We start from the raw sequence: 15,094 nt of genomic DNA on the forward strand, positions 1-15,094 counted from the left end.
TGTCGGCGATCAGGACGCGGCTTGCTGGCTTGGGGCTGAGGGCGCCTCACCGCTGGCGGCGCGCTGCACCGGCAGGCGCAGGCTCAGGCGCGTGCCCTGCCCTGGGCTCGACTCGATCTTGATCGAGCCGCCCAGTCGCTGCGCCCGGCGCTGCTGGCTTTTCAGGCCGCGGCCGCGCTGCGCCGTGGCGAGGTCGAAGCCCTCGCCATCGTCCTCAACCCGGATCTCGACATAGCTGCCCTGGTTGCGCGTCACCATGCGCACCCGCGAGGCCTTGGCGTGCTTGAGCACATTGCTCAGCGCTTCCTGCAAGAGGCGCAGCACATGCAAGGCGTCGGGCGGCTCCAACCAAGCCAGCGGGGGCAGGTCTTGCACATCCCATTCCAGGCTCAGGCCGCCGACCTGCAAACGCTTACCCAGGCGGTAGCGCATGGTGGCCAGCAGCGACACCAGGTCATGGCCGACCGGCTCGAGCGAATCGATCACCAGGCGCAAATCGTCCACGCATTCGCGCAAGACCTCGACCACCTTGTCTTGCTCCATCCGGCCCTGCTCCACCGCCACCATGGCCGAGAGCAGCGAGGAACCCAGGCCATCATGCATGTCTTGCATCAGGCGCTGGCGCTCGATCAGCAAGGCCTGCTGCCGCTCCGCCTCGCGCAGGCGCTCGTGCTGCGCCAGCAACTCGTCGCTTTGCTGCTGCAAGCGCTGCGCCTGACAGGCATTGAGCTGCTCGACCTCTTCCAGCGCTCCGATGTAGCGGCGTTGCACGGCATAGAGAAAACTAGCGACGATGATCAGCGTCGCATACGGCATCAGATAGATGTGCTCGGGCCAGGCCAAGCCGGCCAGCAAGATCACATCGTGCACGCCCAGCACCAGACTCAGAGCCAAGCTGATGGCGATCAAACGCAATTCGCGGCTGCCCTCGCGCAGAGCCACGACGCCGACGAAGACCGTACCTAGCACGCTGACCAGGGCATTGATGGCTTGCTGGAACACCGGGTCAGGCGCCAGGCCGAACAGAGGCAGGGTCAGCAGGCTCCCCCCCAGCACAAGCAAAGCCACCGTGCGTTCCAGGCGATGGAACTGGCGCCGGGCAAAGCGCAAGGCGAACATAAAGGTCAGCAACATCACCCATGACATAGAGGCATGGGTCATCCACCAGAACCACTCCAAGCCCAACGGCGAACGCGGCAAGTTCAGGTGGTAGTGCAAATTGCGCAAGAGCCAGGCCACCGAGGCCAGAGCAAACAGCAAATAGGCCGGTTCGCTGCGCCGCCGCACCCACAGAGCTAGGGAAAACAAGCCCAGAGTGACCAGGGTCAGGCTGATGGCTTGAGGCGCGCCAATCTGCAACATCCAGCGCCGCCGCGGCAGTGTCTCCAGATCTTCGCGAGCGCCCAACCATACGGTGGACACCGAGAAGAAGCTGTCATGCCGGACCGGCACCGCCACCACCAGCTCGATGCTGCGGCTTTGGTGCAGTTCGGTCAGAGCAGGAGGAAACAAAGCCCAGAGTGGCCGCACCCATTGCTCACGCGCACCGTACTGGTTGTCAAAGACCTGACGCCATCCTTCATCGGTCTTGACGAGCACGGCGGCCGACATGGCCGACAGGCGCGGCATGTAAAGCGCCACGCTGGTGGGCCAGCGACCCTGAGGCGGTGCATAGCGCAGGCGATACCAGCGCATTTCATAACTGCGAGCCTGCCCGGCAGCGCTGGACGCCATCGCGTGGGAAGCGCGTGGCTTGACGTCAGGCAGGCTGACCGTGGACCAGGCGGCCGCGTCGGCTGGCGGCTGCAGGCGCGCCGGCAGGATGCCATGCGTGCCCTCCATCGAGCGCAGCGCGGCCCACCAGGCATCGAGATCCTCACGGCTCCAGAGGCTGATCGCGCGGTCGGCGCTGAAGGCCTGCTCGCCATTGTTCTTCAATGGCAGGCCGTTCAAGGCCAGGGCTTGCATCTCCACCTGGGCTTGGGACTGACCTTGCGCTTGCACAAGAGCAGGCTCCAAGAGCAGCAGCATGGCGGCCACCCAGGCAAGACCCGTACACAGGGCGGACTCGCCCGACACCTGGCGAAGACGCCAAAGGGCGCCGATCCATGCTGCTCGAAAAATGTCGCTCATGCCTTGCTGTGCCCTGACCGCTGCGGCCCAAAGCAGGAGCATGCCACAGGCGCATGGCCTGACCCTCTGGGCACAAGCTCGACATTCAGGAGTCCAGGCCCAAGGGTGAGTACGCCAACAACAAAAACGGACCCCGCAGGGTCCGCTCATTGGTTCGAGCCTCAGGCCCGATATCCGCTTGGCTCGCTCAGTCCGCTTGCTTGCGCAAGAAGGCCGGGATTTCGATCTCGTCCATGCCGTTCGAGGACAAAGCCTCGACCTTGGTGGCGGCCGCAGTACGGCCATGACGCCAAACGCTGTGCGAGGCGCCGAGATCGGCACCAAGACCCGAGGCCACACCGCTGCTGACACCGCCCATGCCACCCAGGCCCAGACCGCCGGCTTGCGCCACCGTCGTGCCGGCCTGCATCTTGACGTGGTCGGTCAGGACCGGCACGTCATAGGTGCCCGTGCGCAGCTGTGTCTGCACCTGCTGCTGCACCACCTGCAAAGGCGCTTGCTGGCGCGCACGCTGTGAGGACAGGCCGGTGGCGATGACGGTGACACGCAGGGCGTCGCCCAGCGTTTCGTCGTAGGCCGTGCCGTAGATGACATGCGCGTCTTCCGAGGCGTAACGCTTGATGGCGTTCATCGCATTGCGGGATTCGCTCAGCTTGAAGGTGTTGCGGTTGGCGGCAATCAGCACCAGCACGCCGCGCGCGCCGGACAGATCGATGCCTTCCAGCAGCGGGCAAGCCACGGCTGCTTCGGCGGCCTTGGCGGCGCGATCCGGGCCGCTGGCTTGCGCCGTGCCCATCATGGCCTTGCCGGGTTCGCTCATCACCGTCTTGACGTCTTCGAAGTCAACGTTGACCAGACCGGGGATGTGAATGATGTCGGAAATGCCGCCAACAGCGTTCTTCAACACGTCATTGGCGTGCGCGAAAGCTTGATCTTGCGTGACATCGTCGCCGAGCACATCCAGCAGCTTGTCGTTCAGCACGACGATCAGCGAGTCGACATTGGCTTCCAGCTCAGCCAGACCGGCATCAGCCGCCTTGGAGCGACGGCCGCCTTCGAATTCGAAAGGCTTGGTCACCACACCGACGGTCAGGATGCCCATGTCCTTGGCCACGCGAGCAATGACAGGCGCCGCACCGGTGCCGGTGCCACCGCCCATACCAGCGGTGATGAAGAGCATGTGCGCGCCCTGGATGGACTCGCGGATGCGGGCTTCGGCCTCTTCCGCCGCGGCCTTGCCCATTTCAGGCTTGGCGCCGGCGCCGAGCCCGGTGCTGCCCAGCTGCAGGAGCTGGTCAGCCTTGGAGCGATTCAGCGCCTGGGCATCGGTATTGGCGCAGATGAATTCCACACCCATCACGCCCTGCGCGATCATGTGGTCCACCGCGTTGCCGCCACCGCCACCCACCCCAATCACCTTGATTTGGGTGCCTTGGTCAAACTCTTCGATCATCTCGATCGCCATAATCAATTCTCCTTGAGCAATTGTGCCGCCGCTAAGCCCGAAAAACTATAGGGATGACCCTTTTTTTTCACGCGCTGCCGTTGTTTTCCGACAGTTAAACCAGTGCCGCCTTACCCATCAGGTAAGCAGATGTGAGTTTCAGAAGTTACCCAGGAACCAATCCTTGGCCCGCCCGAACAGGGTTTTCATGGAACCGGCCTGTTGCGCCGCTTTCAAACCCCGGGTCCGCGACAGACGCGCTTCTTCCAGCAAACCCATGACGGTGGCCGAACGGGGGTTCGAAACCATGTCGAACAAAGCGCCGCCATAGGTCGGGTTGCCGCGCCGAACGGGTTTCAGGAATATGTCCTCGGCGAGTTCCACCATACCGGGCATCACCGCCGAGCCGCCGGTCAGAACAATCCCCGAAGACAAGAGTTCTTCATACCCGCTTTCGCGGATGACTTGATTCACCAGCGAGAATATTTCCTCGACTCTGGGTTCAATAACACCGGCAAGTGCTTGTTTTGAAAGCATTCGGGGGGCGCGATCGCCCAAACCGGGTACCTCGACTTGGTCGGCCGGGTCGGCCAGCATCTGTTTCGCGACGCCATACTCGACCTTGATTTCCTCGGCATCCTTGGTCGGCGTGCGCAAGGCCATGGCGATATCGCTGGTGATCAGGTCGCCAGCGATGGGGATGACAGCGGTATGCCGGATCGAGCCGCCGGTGAAGATCGCCACATCGGTGGTGCCGGCGCCAATATCGACCAGGGCGACGCCGAGATCGCGCTCGTCGGCGGTCAAGGCGGCCAGGCTGGAGGCGCTGGAATTCAAAACCAGCTGATCCACTTCCAGGCCGCAGCGGCGCACGCACTTGACGATGTTTTCCGCCGCGCTTTGTGCGCCGGTGACGATATGGACCTTCACTTCCAGGCGGCCGCCGCTCATGCCGATGGGTTCTTTGACCTCATGGCCGTCAATCACGAATTCCTGTGGCTCGACCAGCAGCAGGCGCTGGTCGTTGGGAATATTGATGGCTTTGGCGGTTTCCACGACCCGGGCAACATCGACCGGTGTCACTTCCTTGTCGCGCACGATCACCATGCCGGTGGAATTCTGGCCGCGGATATGGCTGCCGGTGATGCCGGTGTAAACCCGGGAAATCTTGCAGTCGGCCATCATTTCGGCCTCTTTCAAGGCCTGCTGGATCGATTGCACGGTGGCGTCGATATTGACCACCACGCCGCGCTTCAAACCATTCGAGCTGGCCACGCCGAGGCCGGCGATGCGCAATTCACCATTGCCCAGCACCTCGGCCACCACGGCCATGATCTTGGCCGTGCCGATATCGAGCCCAACGACCAAATCCTTGTATTCCTTGGCCATGCTTGTTCTTCCTTCAGTTTCTTATGGTTCCCGCGCTGGCGGGTTTGGCCGGCTTGGCCGCGGGTTTGTTGGTTTTGACAGGTTTGGCGACGGTGGCGTAGCCCTGCAGGCGCACGGCATAACCATCGGCGTGACGCAAATCGGCGGACAAGAGCGGCGCCTGGAAGCGTGAAGTGAGCTGGCTGACCGTACGCACCAACTGCTCATAGCGAGCCAACACCTCATCTTCCTCCCCGCGGCCCAGCTCGATCACCGCTCCCTTGTCCAGGGTGATGCGCCAGGAGCCGCGGCCCGACAGATCGAGCCGGTCGATGCTGTCGTCCATGGCGCGGCTGGCTTGCTGCAAGCGTTGCCACATGTGCAGCATGCTGGCCGAGGTGCCGGAAGGGCCGGCCAGCACCGGCAGGTCTTCATCCTCGACGTCGCCCAGATTGGCCTGGAACACCTCGCCGAAGCTGTTGACCAGACGGCGTTCGACGGTGGCGTCGCTGTTGGCATCGGCACCCTCGGCCTTGGTTTCCCAGTAGGCGGCAGGCCGGTGCTCCTCGAGCCGGACCTTGAGCTGGTTCGGCCAGACCCGCTGCACCACCGCGCTGCGCACCCAAGGCACGGCTTCGAAAGCTTCGCGCCCCTGCTGCAAGCTCATGCTCAAAAAGGAACCCGACAAGCCCGGCAGCGCATTGGCACGCAAGGACGCCGCGCTGTTGCGCGCGACATCGCCTTCCACCTGAATGGCGCGAATGGCAAACACCGGCTGGCGCGACACCCAGCGCAGACCGAGCCCGGCCGCCAGCAGCAACACACCCGCGAGCAACAAGGCCGTCACCGCATTCATCAAGCGGATGTCAGGCGGCAAGCTGCTGCTGAGGGTGGCGGAGGCGCGCATGATTCTTGGTCTTGGGCGGTGACTCGGTCAGGCCTGCTTGGCCGGAACTTGGCCGTCCAGGCGCGCCTGCGACAGCACCCACATGCACAGCTGCTCGTAAGAGATGCCGGCGGCCTTGGCCGAAATCGGCACCAGGGAATGCGAGGTCATGCCCGGCGAGGTGTTCATTTCAAGCAAGAAGGGCTTGTTGTCGCGCTTGCGCAGCATCACGTCAGCGCGCGCCCAGCCGCGGCAGCCCAGCGAGCGGTAGGCGGCCAGGGTCAGCTCGCGCACCTCACGTTCGAGCTCGATGCTCAGGGTGTCGGTCAGGTAACGGGTGGTGTCGGTGAAGTACTTGTTCTGGTAGTCGTAGTTGCCGCCGACAGCTTCGATCTGCACCACCGGCAGAGCCACGGCGGTGTCGCCCTCACCCAGCACCGGGCAGGTGAGCTCGGGGCCGTCGATGAATTCCTCGCAGAGGATCTCGTCGTCGTAGCGCGCGGCCAGCTCAACCGCCTCTTGCATCTGCGAATAGCCTTCGACCTTGCTGATGCCGATGGTCGAACCCTCGTGCGGCGGCTTGACGAAGACCGGCAGGCCCAGTTGGTCCGGGATGGCCATGCAGTTCGCGCGGCTGATGGCGCTTTTCTTGAGCTTGACATAGCGCGGCGTGGGCAGGCCATCGGCCAGCCACAGGCGCTTGGTCATGATCTTGTCGATGGCGATGCTGGAGGCCAGCACACCCGATCCGGTGTAGGGAATGCCCAGCAGTTCCAGCGCACCTTGGACCGTGCCGTCTTCGCCGTGGCGGCCATGCAGGGCGATGAAGCAGCGCTCGAAGCCCTCGTCCTTGAGCACTTGCAGCGGCCGCTCGGACGGGTCGAAGCCATGCGCATCTACGCCTTGCGAACGCAAGGCCTTGAGCACGCCCGGGCCCGACATGGTCAGCGAGACCTCGCGCTCGGCCGAGTCGCCGCCCATCAAGACGGCTACTTTGCCCAGAGTACGAGGATCGATATTCAGATCCAGTTTCATGGCTGGACACCCTTCAAAAAAGTCACGGTTTGTGCCGGCACGGCACCGATGGAGCCCGCGCCCATCACGATCACAACGTCGTCGGCACGCGCCGCCGCGGCAATGGCCTGCGGCAGGGAGGCGACGTCGTCGACAAAGCTCACCTCGGCCAGCGAGGTCTTCTGCAGCGCCGCCAGCAGCGCGCGGCCATCGGCGCCGGCGATCACGCCCTCGCCGGCGGCGTACACCTCGGTCAGCAGCACAGCGTCGAAGCCGGCAATCACGCGCACGAACTCGGCGAAGCAGTCGCGCGTGCGGGTGTAGCGGTGCGGCTGGAAGGCCAGCACCAGGCGGCGGCCCGGGAAGGCGCCGCGCGCCGCCGACAGCACCGCCGCCATCTCCACCGGATGGTGGCCGTAGTCATCGACCAGGCTGAACTGACCGCCGGCCGATGCCGGCAGCTCGCCGTAGCGCTGGAAGCGCCGGCCCACGCCGCCGAACTTGGCCAGCGCGGCCAGCACCGGTGCGTCCGGCAACTCCAGCTCGTCGGCCACGGCGATCGCGGCCAGTGCATTCAAGACGTTATGCCGACCCGCCAAGTTCAACACCACCGGCAGATCGGGCCGGCCCTGGCGCTGCACAGTGAAGCGCATGCCGCCACCCGACAGGGCTTGCATGTCGACGGCGCGCACATCGAGGTCTTCGTCGAAGCCGTAGGTCACCACCGGGCGCGAGAGCAGCGGCAGGATGGAGCGCACGCCGGCATCGTCGGCGCACATCACCGCCGCGCCGTAAAAAGGCATGCGGTGCAGAAAATCGACGAAAGCCAGCTTCAGGCGGGCGAAGTCATGGCCGTAGGTGTCCATGTGGTCGGCGTCGATATTGGTGACGACGGCCAGCATGGGCAGCAGCTTGAGGAAGGAGGCATCGGACTCATCGGCTTCGACGACGATGAACTCGCCCCGGCCCAGGCGAGAGTTGGCGCCGGCGCTGGCCAGCTTGCCGCCGATCACAAAGCTCGGGTCCTGGCCGGCTTCGATCAGCACATCGGTGACCAGGGAGGTGGTCGTGGTCTTGCCATGGGTGCCGGCGATGGCGATGCCTTTTTGCTGGCGCATGAGCTCGGCCAGCATGACGGCGCGCTGCACCACCGGGATGTGGCGCGCGCGCGCGGCCAGCACCTCGGGGTTGTCGGCGCGCACGGCCGTGGAAGTGACCACCACCTGGGCATCGCCGATGTGTTCGGCCGCATGGCCGATCTGCACCCGCAGGCCCAGGCTGGCCAGGCGCTGCAAAGTGGCGCTGTCGGACTGGTCCGAGCCCGAGACGCGGTAGCCCTGGGCTTGCAAGATCTCGGCAATGCCGCTCATGCCGGCGCCGCCGATGCCCACGAAGTGAATGCGTTGCAAGGCGTGTTTCATGGGCGGGCACCACTCATCTTTTCAATTTCATCGGCCACCCGAGACGCAGCGCGCGGGCGGGCCAGCGTGCGGGCCTTGTCGGCCATGGCCAGCAGATGCTCGCGGTCCATGCCTTGCAGCAACTGCTTCAGGCCCTCGGCCGTCATTTCCTCTTGCGGCAGATGCACCGCGGCGCCATGCTGAGCCATGAAGCGGGCGTTGTCGCGCTGGTGCGAGGTGGTGCTGACCACCAGAGGCACCAGCACCGAGGCCAGGCCGGCCGCACAGATCTCGCTGACCGTCACTGCACCGGCTCGGCACAGCATCACATCGGCCGCAGCGAGTTCGGCCGCCATGTCATCGATGAAAGGCCGGATGTCGGCCTGCACACCGGCCGCCTTGTAGGCCGCCTGCACCGCCGCCAGATTGGCCTGGCCGGTCTGATGGATCACCTGCGGGCGCGTCTGATCGGCCGGCCACAGGGCCAGGGCCTTGGGCAGCAAATCGTTGATGGCGCGCGCGCCCAAGGAGCCGCCCACCACCAGCACACGCAGCGGGCCGCTGCGGCCGGCATAGCGCTGGGCCGGCGGCGCCAGGGCTTCGATCTCGGCGCGCACCGGGTTGCCGGTGACCACGGCCTTGCTCGTCGAGGCCGCAGCCGCGCCGTCGAAACCAAAGGCAATGGTGTGAGCCATGGGCTTGAGGCTCTGGTTGCTCAGCAGCATGGCCGCATCGGCATTGACCAGCATCAGCGGCCGGCGCATCAACCAAGCCATCAAGCCACCGGGGAAGCAGACGTATCCGCCCATGCCCAGCACCGCATCGGCGCTGCGCGTCACGAACACCTGACGACTCTGCACAAAAGCCTGGGCCAGCTTGAACACACCCTTGACCGTGTGCAGCAGCCCCTTGCCGCGCAGGCCGGCAAAGGCCAAGCGATCGAGCGGAATGCCGGTGGGCGGCACCAGCTTGTTTTCCATGCCCAGCTCGGTGCCCATCCAGCTGACGCTCCAGCCGCGGCGCTTCATCTCCTCAGCCACAGCCAGGCCCGGGATGATGTGGCCGCCGGTGCCGGCAGCCATGATCACCAGATGCTTGGTACTCATGCGCGGCCTCCGCGCATCAATTGCCTATTCTCGATGTCTATCCGCAGCACGATGGCCAAGGCCACGCAGTTCATCAAAATGGCCGAACCGCCAAAGCTCATCAGCGGCAGGGTCAGGCCCTTGGTCGGCAGCGCGCCCAAGTTCACGCCCATATTGATGAAGGCCTGGCCGCCCATCCAGATGCCGATGCCTTGGGCGTAGAGGCCGGCGAACACGCGGTCTAGGGCGATGGCCTGGCGGCCGATGTGGAAGAGCCGGCGCGAGAGCCAGAAGAAAGCAATGATGGTGATGGCCACACCGACAAAGCCCAGCTCTTCGCCGATCACGGCGAGCAGAAAGTCGGTGTGCGCCTCGGGCAGGTAGTGCAGTTTTTCGACGCTGCTGCCCAGGCCCTGGCCCAGCCACTCGCCGCGGCCCAGTGCGATCAGGGAATGCGTCAGCTGGTAGGCCTTGCCCTGGGCATACTTCTCATCCCAGGGGTTGAGGTAGGCAAAGATGCGCTCGCGGCGGAACTCGCTGAAGGTAATCATCAGCACGAAAGCGCCGACCAGCACGGCCACGATCAAGAAAAACATGCGGCCATTGACACCGCCCAGGAACAAGATGCCCATGGCGATGGCCGCGATCACCATGAAGGCGCCCATGTCCGGCTCGGCCAGCAGCAGCACGCCGACGATGGCCAGCGACACGGCCATGGGCCAGACGGCCTGGAAGAAGTTCTCCTTCACATCCATCTTGCGCATCATGTAGCTGGCCGCATACATGGCGATCGCCATCTTGGCCAGCTCCGAGGGCTGGAAGTTCATCACGCCCAGCGGGATCCAGCGCCGCGCACCGTAGACGACCTTGCCCACGCCTGGGATCAGCACGGCCACCAGCAAGACCAGGGCAAGCACAAACATCCAGGGCGCATAGCGCTCCCAGGTCGCCACCGGTACTTGCACCGTGATCAGTCCGGCCACCAGGCCGCAGGCGATGGCGATGATGTGGCGAGTCAGGAAATGGGTCGGCAGATACTTCTCGAAGCGCGGGTTGTCCGGCATGGCGATGGAGGCGGAATACACCATCACCAAACCCAGGCCCATCAGGGCCAAGACGACCCAGACCAGGGTCAGGTCGAAGCCGCTGAGCTTGGTCGGCTGGCCCGCGGACACGCTGACCCAGTCACGCACCGGCACGTTCTCGACGCCGCCCTTGCCGCGCCCCGAGATCAGCTCGCGCAGGCGATCGCCCCATTGCTTCATCAGTCCGGCGGCAGCGCTCACAGGCTCAGCCCCCGGTCTTCGGCCAGCTGCTGCACGGCGGCCACAAAGACCTCGGCGCGGTGGGCGTAGTTGCGGAACATGTCCAGGCTGGCGCAGGCCGGGCTCAGCAGCACGCTGTCGCCGCTTTGCGCTTGTGCCTGGCACCAGGCCGTGGCGGCTTCCAAGCTTTCATGCGCTTGCAGAGGCACGCCGCAATCGGCCAGGGCGGCGGCGATCTGCGGGCCGTCGCGGCCGATCAGGGCCACGGCGCGGGCATGGCGGGCCACGCCGGCGGCCAGAGGGCTGAAATCCTGGCCCTTGCCGTCGCCGCCGAGGATCAAGACCAGCTTGGCCGGCGCACGGTCGGCGCCCAGGCCGGTGATGGCGGCGACGGTGGCGCCGACATTGGTGCCCTTGGAATCGTCGTAGAAATCCACGCCTTCGATCGTGGCGACATGTTCGACGCGGTGCGGCTCGCCGCGGTACTCGCGCAGGCCATGCAGCATGGGTGCCAGCGCACAGCCGGCGGCGCTGGCCAGGGCCAGGGCGGCCAGTGCATTGGCAGCGTTATGGCGGCCGCGCACACGCAGGGCGTCAGCCGGCATCAGGCGCTGCAGGGTGATTTCTTCCTCGTCCTCGCCCTTTTTACGTTTCAGGGTTTCATCTTGCTCGCGGGCACGCACCAGCCAGGCCATGCCGCCCTCTTCCACCAGGCCGAAGTCGCCCGGGCGGTCCGGCGCGTCGAGGCCGAAACGGGCGACCGCGCGCTGCACCGATTTGGCAGCGCGGCCGCGGCCTTGCTTGACCATCACGGCGGCCGGCACCAAGCCCTCGACCACCGGGTCGTCGCGGTTGATGACCATCAGCCCGTTCTGGCCGAAGACAAAGGCCTTGGCCCGGGTGTAGGCGGCCATATCGCCATGCCAGTCGAGATGGTCTTGCGTGAGATTCAGCACGGCGCCGGCCGTGGGCTCAAAGCCCTGCACGCCATCGAGCTGGAAGCTGGACAGCTCCAGCACCCAGACCTCGGGCAGGTGCTCAAAGACCGGGCCCTTGGGCGGCGGCGGCTTGATGGGCAGGGGCGCCTCGTCGAGCAGGGCTTCGACCATGTCCAGGGTGCTGACCGCCTCGGCAGCTTCTGCACTCGCGGCAGCAGGCGTTGCCTCGGCCGGCGCGGGTTCAGCTGCGTCAGACTCTGCAGCGGGCTCGACAGCCAGCTCGGCCGGGGCTGCCTCCGCTTCTGTCGCAGCTTCTGTCGCAGCTTCGGGTGCAGCTTCGGGTGCAGCTTCAGATGCCACAGCTTCATCGGTCACCGGATTGGGCACCTCGGCTTCAGCAGCAAGCTCCTGCGGAACTTCTTCGGGCAGCACGGGTGCCGGCTCCAGATCCAGGGCCGCGCCCAGGGTCGTCAGCATGCTGGGGCCGATATTGCCGGCCATGACCACGCGCTTGCCGGCACGTTCGGCCAGCAAGGCCGTCATGCAGGTGGTGGTGGTCTTGCCATTGGTGCCGGTGATGGCCAGCACGGCCGGTGCATAGCCACGCTCGGCCTTGAGGTCGGCCAGGGCGCGGGCAAACAAATCCAGCTCGCCCTGCACCGGCACGCCGGTCTGGCGCGCCTGGTTCAGCAGCGGCTGCAGGCGGGCATCCAACGGCGACAGGCCCGGGCTCTTGAGCACCAGCTGCACGCCGATCAGCTCGTCGGCCGACAGCTCGCCACTGAAGAAGCGGGCGGCCGGCACATGCTCGGCCAAGGCCGCGGCCTGCGGCGGCTGCGGGCGCGAGTCCCACACCGCAATGCGCTCCGCGCCATGGCGCGCCACCCAGGCGGCCATGGCCAGGCCCGAGTCCCCGAGACCCAGAATCAGCACGCGCAGGCCTTGAAGATGCTTCATGCTCGCCTCGCCCGCCTCAACGCAGCTTCAAGCTGGCCAGGCCGACCAGGCACAGCAGCATGGTGATGATCCAGAAACGCACGACCACCTGCGTTTCCTTCCAGCCGGTCTTCTCGAAGTGGTGGTGCAGCGGCGCCATCTTGAAGATGCGCCGGCCCTCGCCGTACTTCTTCTTGGTGTACTTGAACCAGCTCACTTGCAACATGACCGAGAGCACCTCGGCCACGAACACGCCGCCCATGATGCCCAGCACGATTTCCTGGCGCGTGATCACGGCCAGGGTGCCCAGCGCACCGCCCAGGGACAGCGCGCCCACATCGCCCATGAAGACCTGGGCCGGGTAGGCGTTGAACCAGAGGAAGGCAAGACCTGCCCCCGCCATGGCCGCGCAGAAGATCAGCAGCTCGCCCGCCCCCGGGATGTAGGGCAGCAGCAGGTATTTGGAAAACACCGAGGAGCCGGTCAGGTAGGCGAAGAGACCCAAGGCCGATCCCACCAGCACCACCGGCATGATGGCCAGGCCATCGAGGCCATCGGTGAAGTTGACCGCATTGCTGCAGCCGACGATGACAAAGAAAGACAGCGCGATGAAACCGAACACGCCAAGCGGATAACTGACCGTCTTGAAGAAGGGCACGATCAGGTCGGCCTTGGGCGGCAGGTCAGTCGAGAAGCCGCTGCTGATCCAGCGGAAGAACAGCTGCACCACACCCAGAAAGGACGTCTCCGACACGCTGAAGGCCAGGTAGAGCGCGGCCACCAGGCCGATCAGCGACTGCCAGAAGAACTTCTCGCGGCTGCGCATGCCCTCGGGGTTCTTGTCCACCACCTTGCGCCAGTCATCGACCCAACCCACGGCGCCAAAGCCCATGGTCACCAGCATCACCACCCAGACAAAGCGGTTGCTCCAGTCGAACCACAGCAGGGTCGAGACGCCGATGCCGATCAGGATCAGCACGCCGCCCATGGTGGGCGTGCCGTTCTTGGCCAGATGCTGCTGGATTCCGTACTCGCGGATGGGCTGGCCGATCTTCATCTCGGTCAGGCGGCGGATCACCCAGGGGCCGAAGGCCAAGCCGATCAGCAGCGCCGTCATGGCAGCCATCACGGCACGGAAGGTGATGTACTGGAACAGGCGCAAAAAGCCCAAATCCGGGTAAAGGCCTTGCAGCCATTGAGCCAAGGACAGCAGCATGTCTTCAGGCCCCCGCTTTCGTGTCGGCCGTCTGCAGCAGGGCAGCGACCACTTGTTCCATACGCATGAAGCGAGATCCCTTGATCAAAATGTTCTGCACCGTCGGCGCGGACTCGGCCAGCGCGGCCAGCAGATCCGCCACGGTGGCAAAGGCGCGCGCCTTCGCGCCGTACGCCGCGGCGGCATCGGCCGCGGCCGAGCCGGCGGTCCACAGCGCCGCCAGGCCGCGCTCGGCGGCATAAGCCCCCACCTCGCGGTGGAAGGCCGGGCCCTGGTCGCCGACCTCGCCCATATCGCCCAGGACCAGCCAGGACTCACCGGGCAGCTCTGCCAGCACATCGATGGCGGCGCGCACGCTGTCGGGGTTGGCGTTGTAGCTGTCGTCGATCAGGGTGATGCGCTGACCGGCACGCTCGAAGCTCTTGAGCTGCGAGCGGCCCTTGACCGGACGGAAATCCTCCAGGCCGCGGGCGATCACCGCCAGCGGCGCACCTGCTGCCAGGGCGCAGGCCGCCGCAGCCAGTGCATTTCGCACGTTATGCAAACCAGCCACGGCCAGGGCCACCGGCGCCACGCCAGCCGGCGTGTGCAGCTCCAGAGCCCAATGGCCGCTGTCCACCCAGCGGGCGCTGCCGGTGACATCGGCCTCGCCTTGCAGGGCAAAGCTCAGATGCGGGCGGCTGCCGGCCAGCTCCAGCCAGATCGGTGCGCAGGCATCTTCGGCCGGGAACACGGCCACGCCGGTAGCCCCCAGGGCCTCGATCACGGCGCCGTTCTCGCGGGCGGCGGCTTCCACCGTCTGCATGAATTCCTGGTGCTCGCGCTGGGCGTTGTTGACCAGGGCCACGGTGGGCCGGGCAAAGGCGGCCAGCGGCGCGATCTCGCCCGGGTGGTTCATGCCCAGCTCGACCACGGCCGCGCGCTGCCACAGCACCTCGTCCTGGCGCAGGCGCAGCAGGGTCAGGGGCACGCCGATGTCGTTGTTGTAATTGCCTTCGGTCGCCAGGCAGTTGCTGCCATGCCAGGCGCGCAGGATGCTGGCGATCATCTGGGTGACCGTGGTCTTGCCATTGCTGCCGGTGACGGCAATCAGCGGCAGCTGCACCTGGGCACGCCAAGCCTGGGCCAGCAGACCCAGGGCCTGCTTGCTGTCCGGCACCTCGATGCCGGCCAGGCCGGCCTCGACCAGGCCGCGCTCGGCCAAGGCCGCCACCGCACCGGCGGCAGCGGCTTGGGGCAGGAACTCGTGCGCATCGAAGCGCTCGCCGCGCAGAGCGACAAACAGATCGCCGGCCGCCAGGCTGCGCGTGTCGCTGTGCACGCGCTGAATGGCGATGTCGGGCGAGCCGATCAAGCGTACCGTGGGCAGCAGCGGCAGCAAGAGGGCATGGGCCTGGCCCAGGGTCATC

At 65.8% G+C, this 15,094-nt stretch carries 11 protein-coding genes; all 11 read right to left on the minus strand.

All coding sequences use genetic code 11. The annotated features are described in order from the left end of the window. Positions 1-9 precede the first annotated feature (9 nt). A complete protein-coding gene (locus LNV23_RS21920) occupies positions 10-2,133 on the minus strand; it encodes a sensor histidine kinase (protein WP_263564952.1) in 2,124 nt (707 codons plus the stop codon). A gap of 187 nt (positions 2,134-2,320) precedes the next feature. Next, on the minus strand, positions 2,321-3,598 hold the full coding sequence (ftsZ, locus tag LNV23_RS21925; RefSeq protein WP_263564953.1) for a cell division protein FtsZ: 1,278 nt from the start codon (positions 3,596-3,598) through the stop codon (positions 2,321-2,323). Between the two features lie 138 nt (positions 3,599-3,736). Further along, positions 3,737-4,966, minus strand: a complete 1,230-nt coding sequence (gene ftsA, locus LNV23_RS21930; protein ID WP_102766240.1) for a cell division protein FtsA — start codon at positions 4,964-4,966, stop codon at positions 3,737-3,739. Between the two features lie 13 nt (positions 4,967-4,979). Then, a complete protein-coding gene (locus tag LNV23_RS21935; RefSeq protein WP_263564954.1) occupies positions 4,980-5,852 on the minus strand; it encodes a cell division protein FtsQ/DivIB in 873 nt (290 codons plus the stop codon). A gap of 27 nt (positions 5,853-5,879) precedes the next feature. After that, positions 5,880-6,866, minus strand: a complete 987-nt coding sequence (locus tag LNV23_RS21940; RefSeq protein WP_263564955.1) for a D-alanine--D-alanine ligase — start codon at positions 6,864-6,866, stop codon at positions 5,880-5,882. After that, complete coding sequence (gene murC, locus LNV23_RS21945) at positions 6,863-8,266, minus strand: UDP-N-acetylmuramate--L-alanine ligase (RefSeq protein WP_263564956.1); 1,404 nt, start codon at positions 8,264-8,266, stop codon at positions 6,863-6,865. The genes LNV23_RS21940 and murC overlap by 4 nt, the downstream gene beginning before the upstream one ends. Next, positions 8,263-9,351, minus strand: coding sequence for an undecaprenyldiphospho-muramoylpentapeptide beta-N-acetylglucosaminyltransferase (gene murG / locus LNV23_RS21950; protein WP_263564957.1), 1,089 nt, complete (start codon positions 9,349-9,351; stop codon positions 8,263-8,265). Before murG ends, murC begins: the two co-directional genes overlap by 4 nt. After that, positions 9,348-10,595 (minus strand): putative lipid II flippase FtsW, encoded by a 1,248-nt coding sequence (gene ftsW, locus LNV23_RS21955; RefSeq protein WP_263564994.1) that lies wholly within the window; start codon positions 10,593-10,595, stop codon positions 9,348-9,350. The genes murG and ftsW overlap by 4 nt, the downstream gene beginning before the upstream one ends. Positions 10,596-10,612: 17 nt before the next feature. Beyond that, positions 10,613-12,490, minus strand: a complete 1,878-nt coding sequence (murD, locus tag LNV23_RS21960) for a UDP-N-acetylmuramoyl-L-alanine--D-glutamate ligase (RefSeq protein WP_263564958.1) — start codon at positions 12,488-12,490, stop codon at positions 10,613-10,615. A gap of 16 nt (positions 12,491-12,506) precedes the next feature. Next, positions 12,507-13,685 (minus strand): phospho-N-acetylmuramoyl-pentapeptide-transferase, encoded by a 1,179-nt coding sequence (gene mraY, locus LNV23_RS21965; RefSeq protein WP_263564959.1) that lies wholly within the window; start codon positions 13,683-13,685, stop codon positions 12,507-12,509. A gap of 4 nt (positions 13,686-13,689) precedes the next feature. Next, the gene (locus LNV23_RS21970; protein WP_263564995.1) at positions 13,690-15,093 is read right to left on the minus strand and encodes a UDP-N-acetylmuramoyl-tripeptide--D-alanyl-D-alanine ligase; all 1,404 of its coding nucleotides are present in this window, start codon (positions 15,091-15,093) and stop codon (positions 13,690-13,692) included. Position 15,094 lies beyond the last annotated feature (1 nt).

It is taken from the genome of Kinneretia sp. DJ1R-11, from assembly GCF_025717595.1.
Lineage (GTDB): Bacteria > Pseudomonadota > Gammaproteobacteria > Burkholderiales > Burkholderiaceae_C > Paucibacter_A.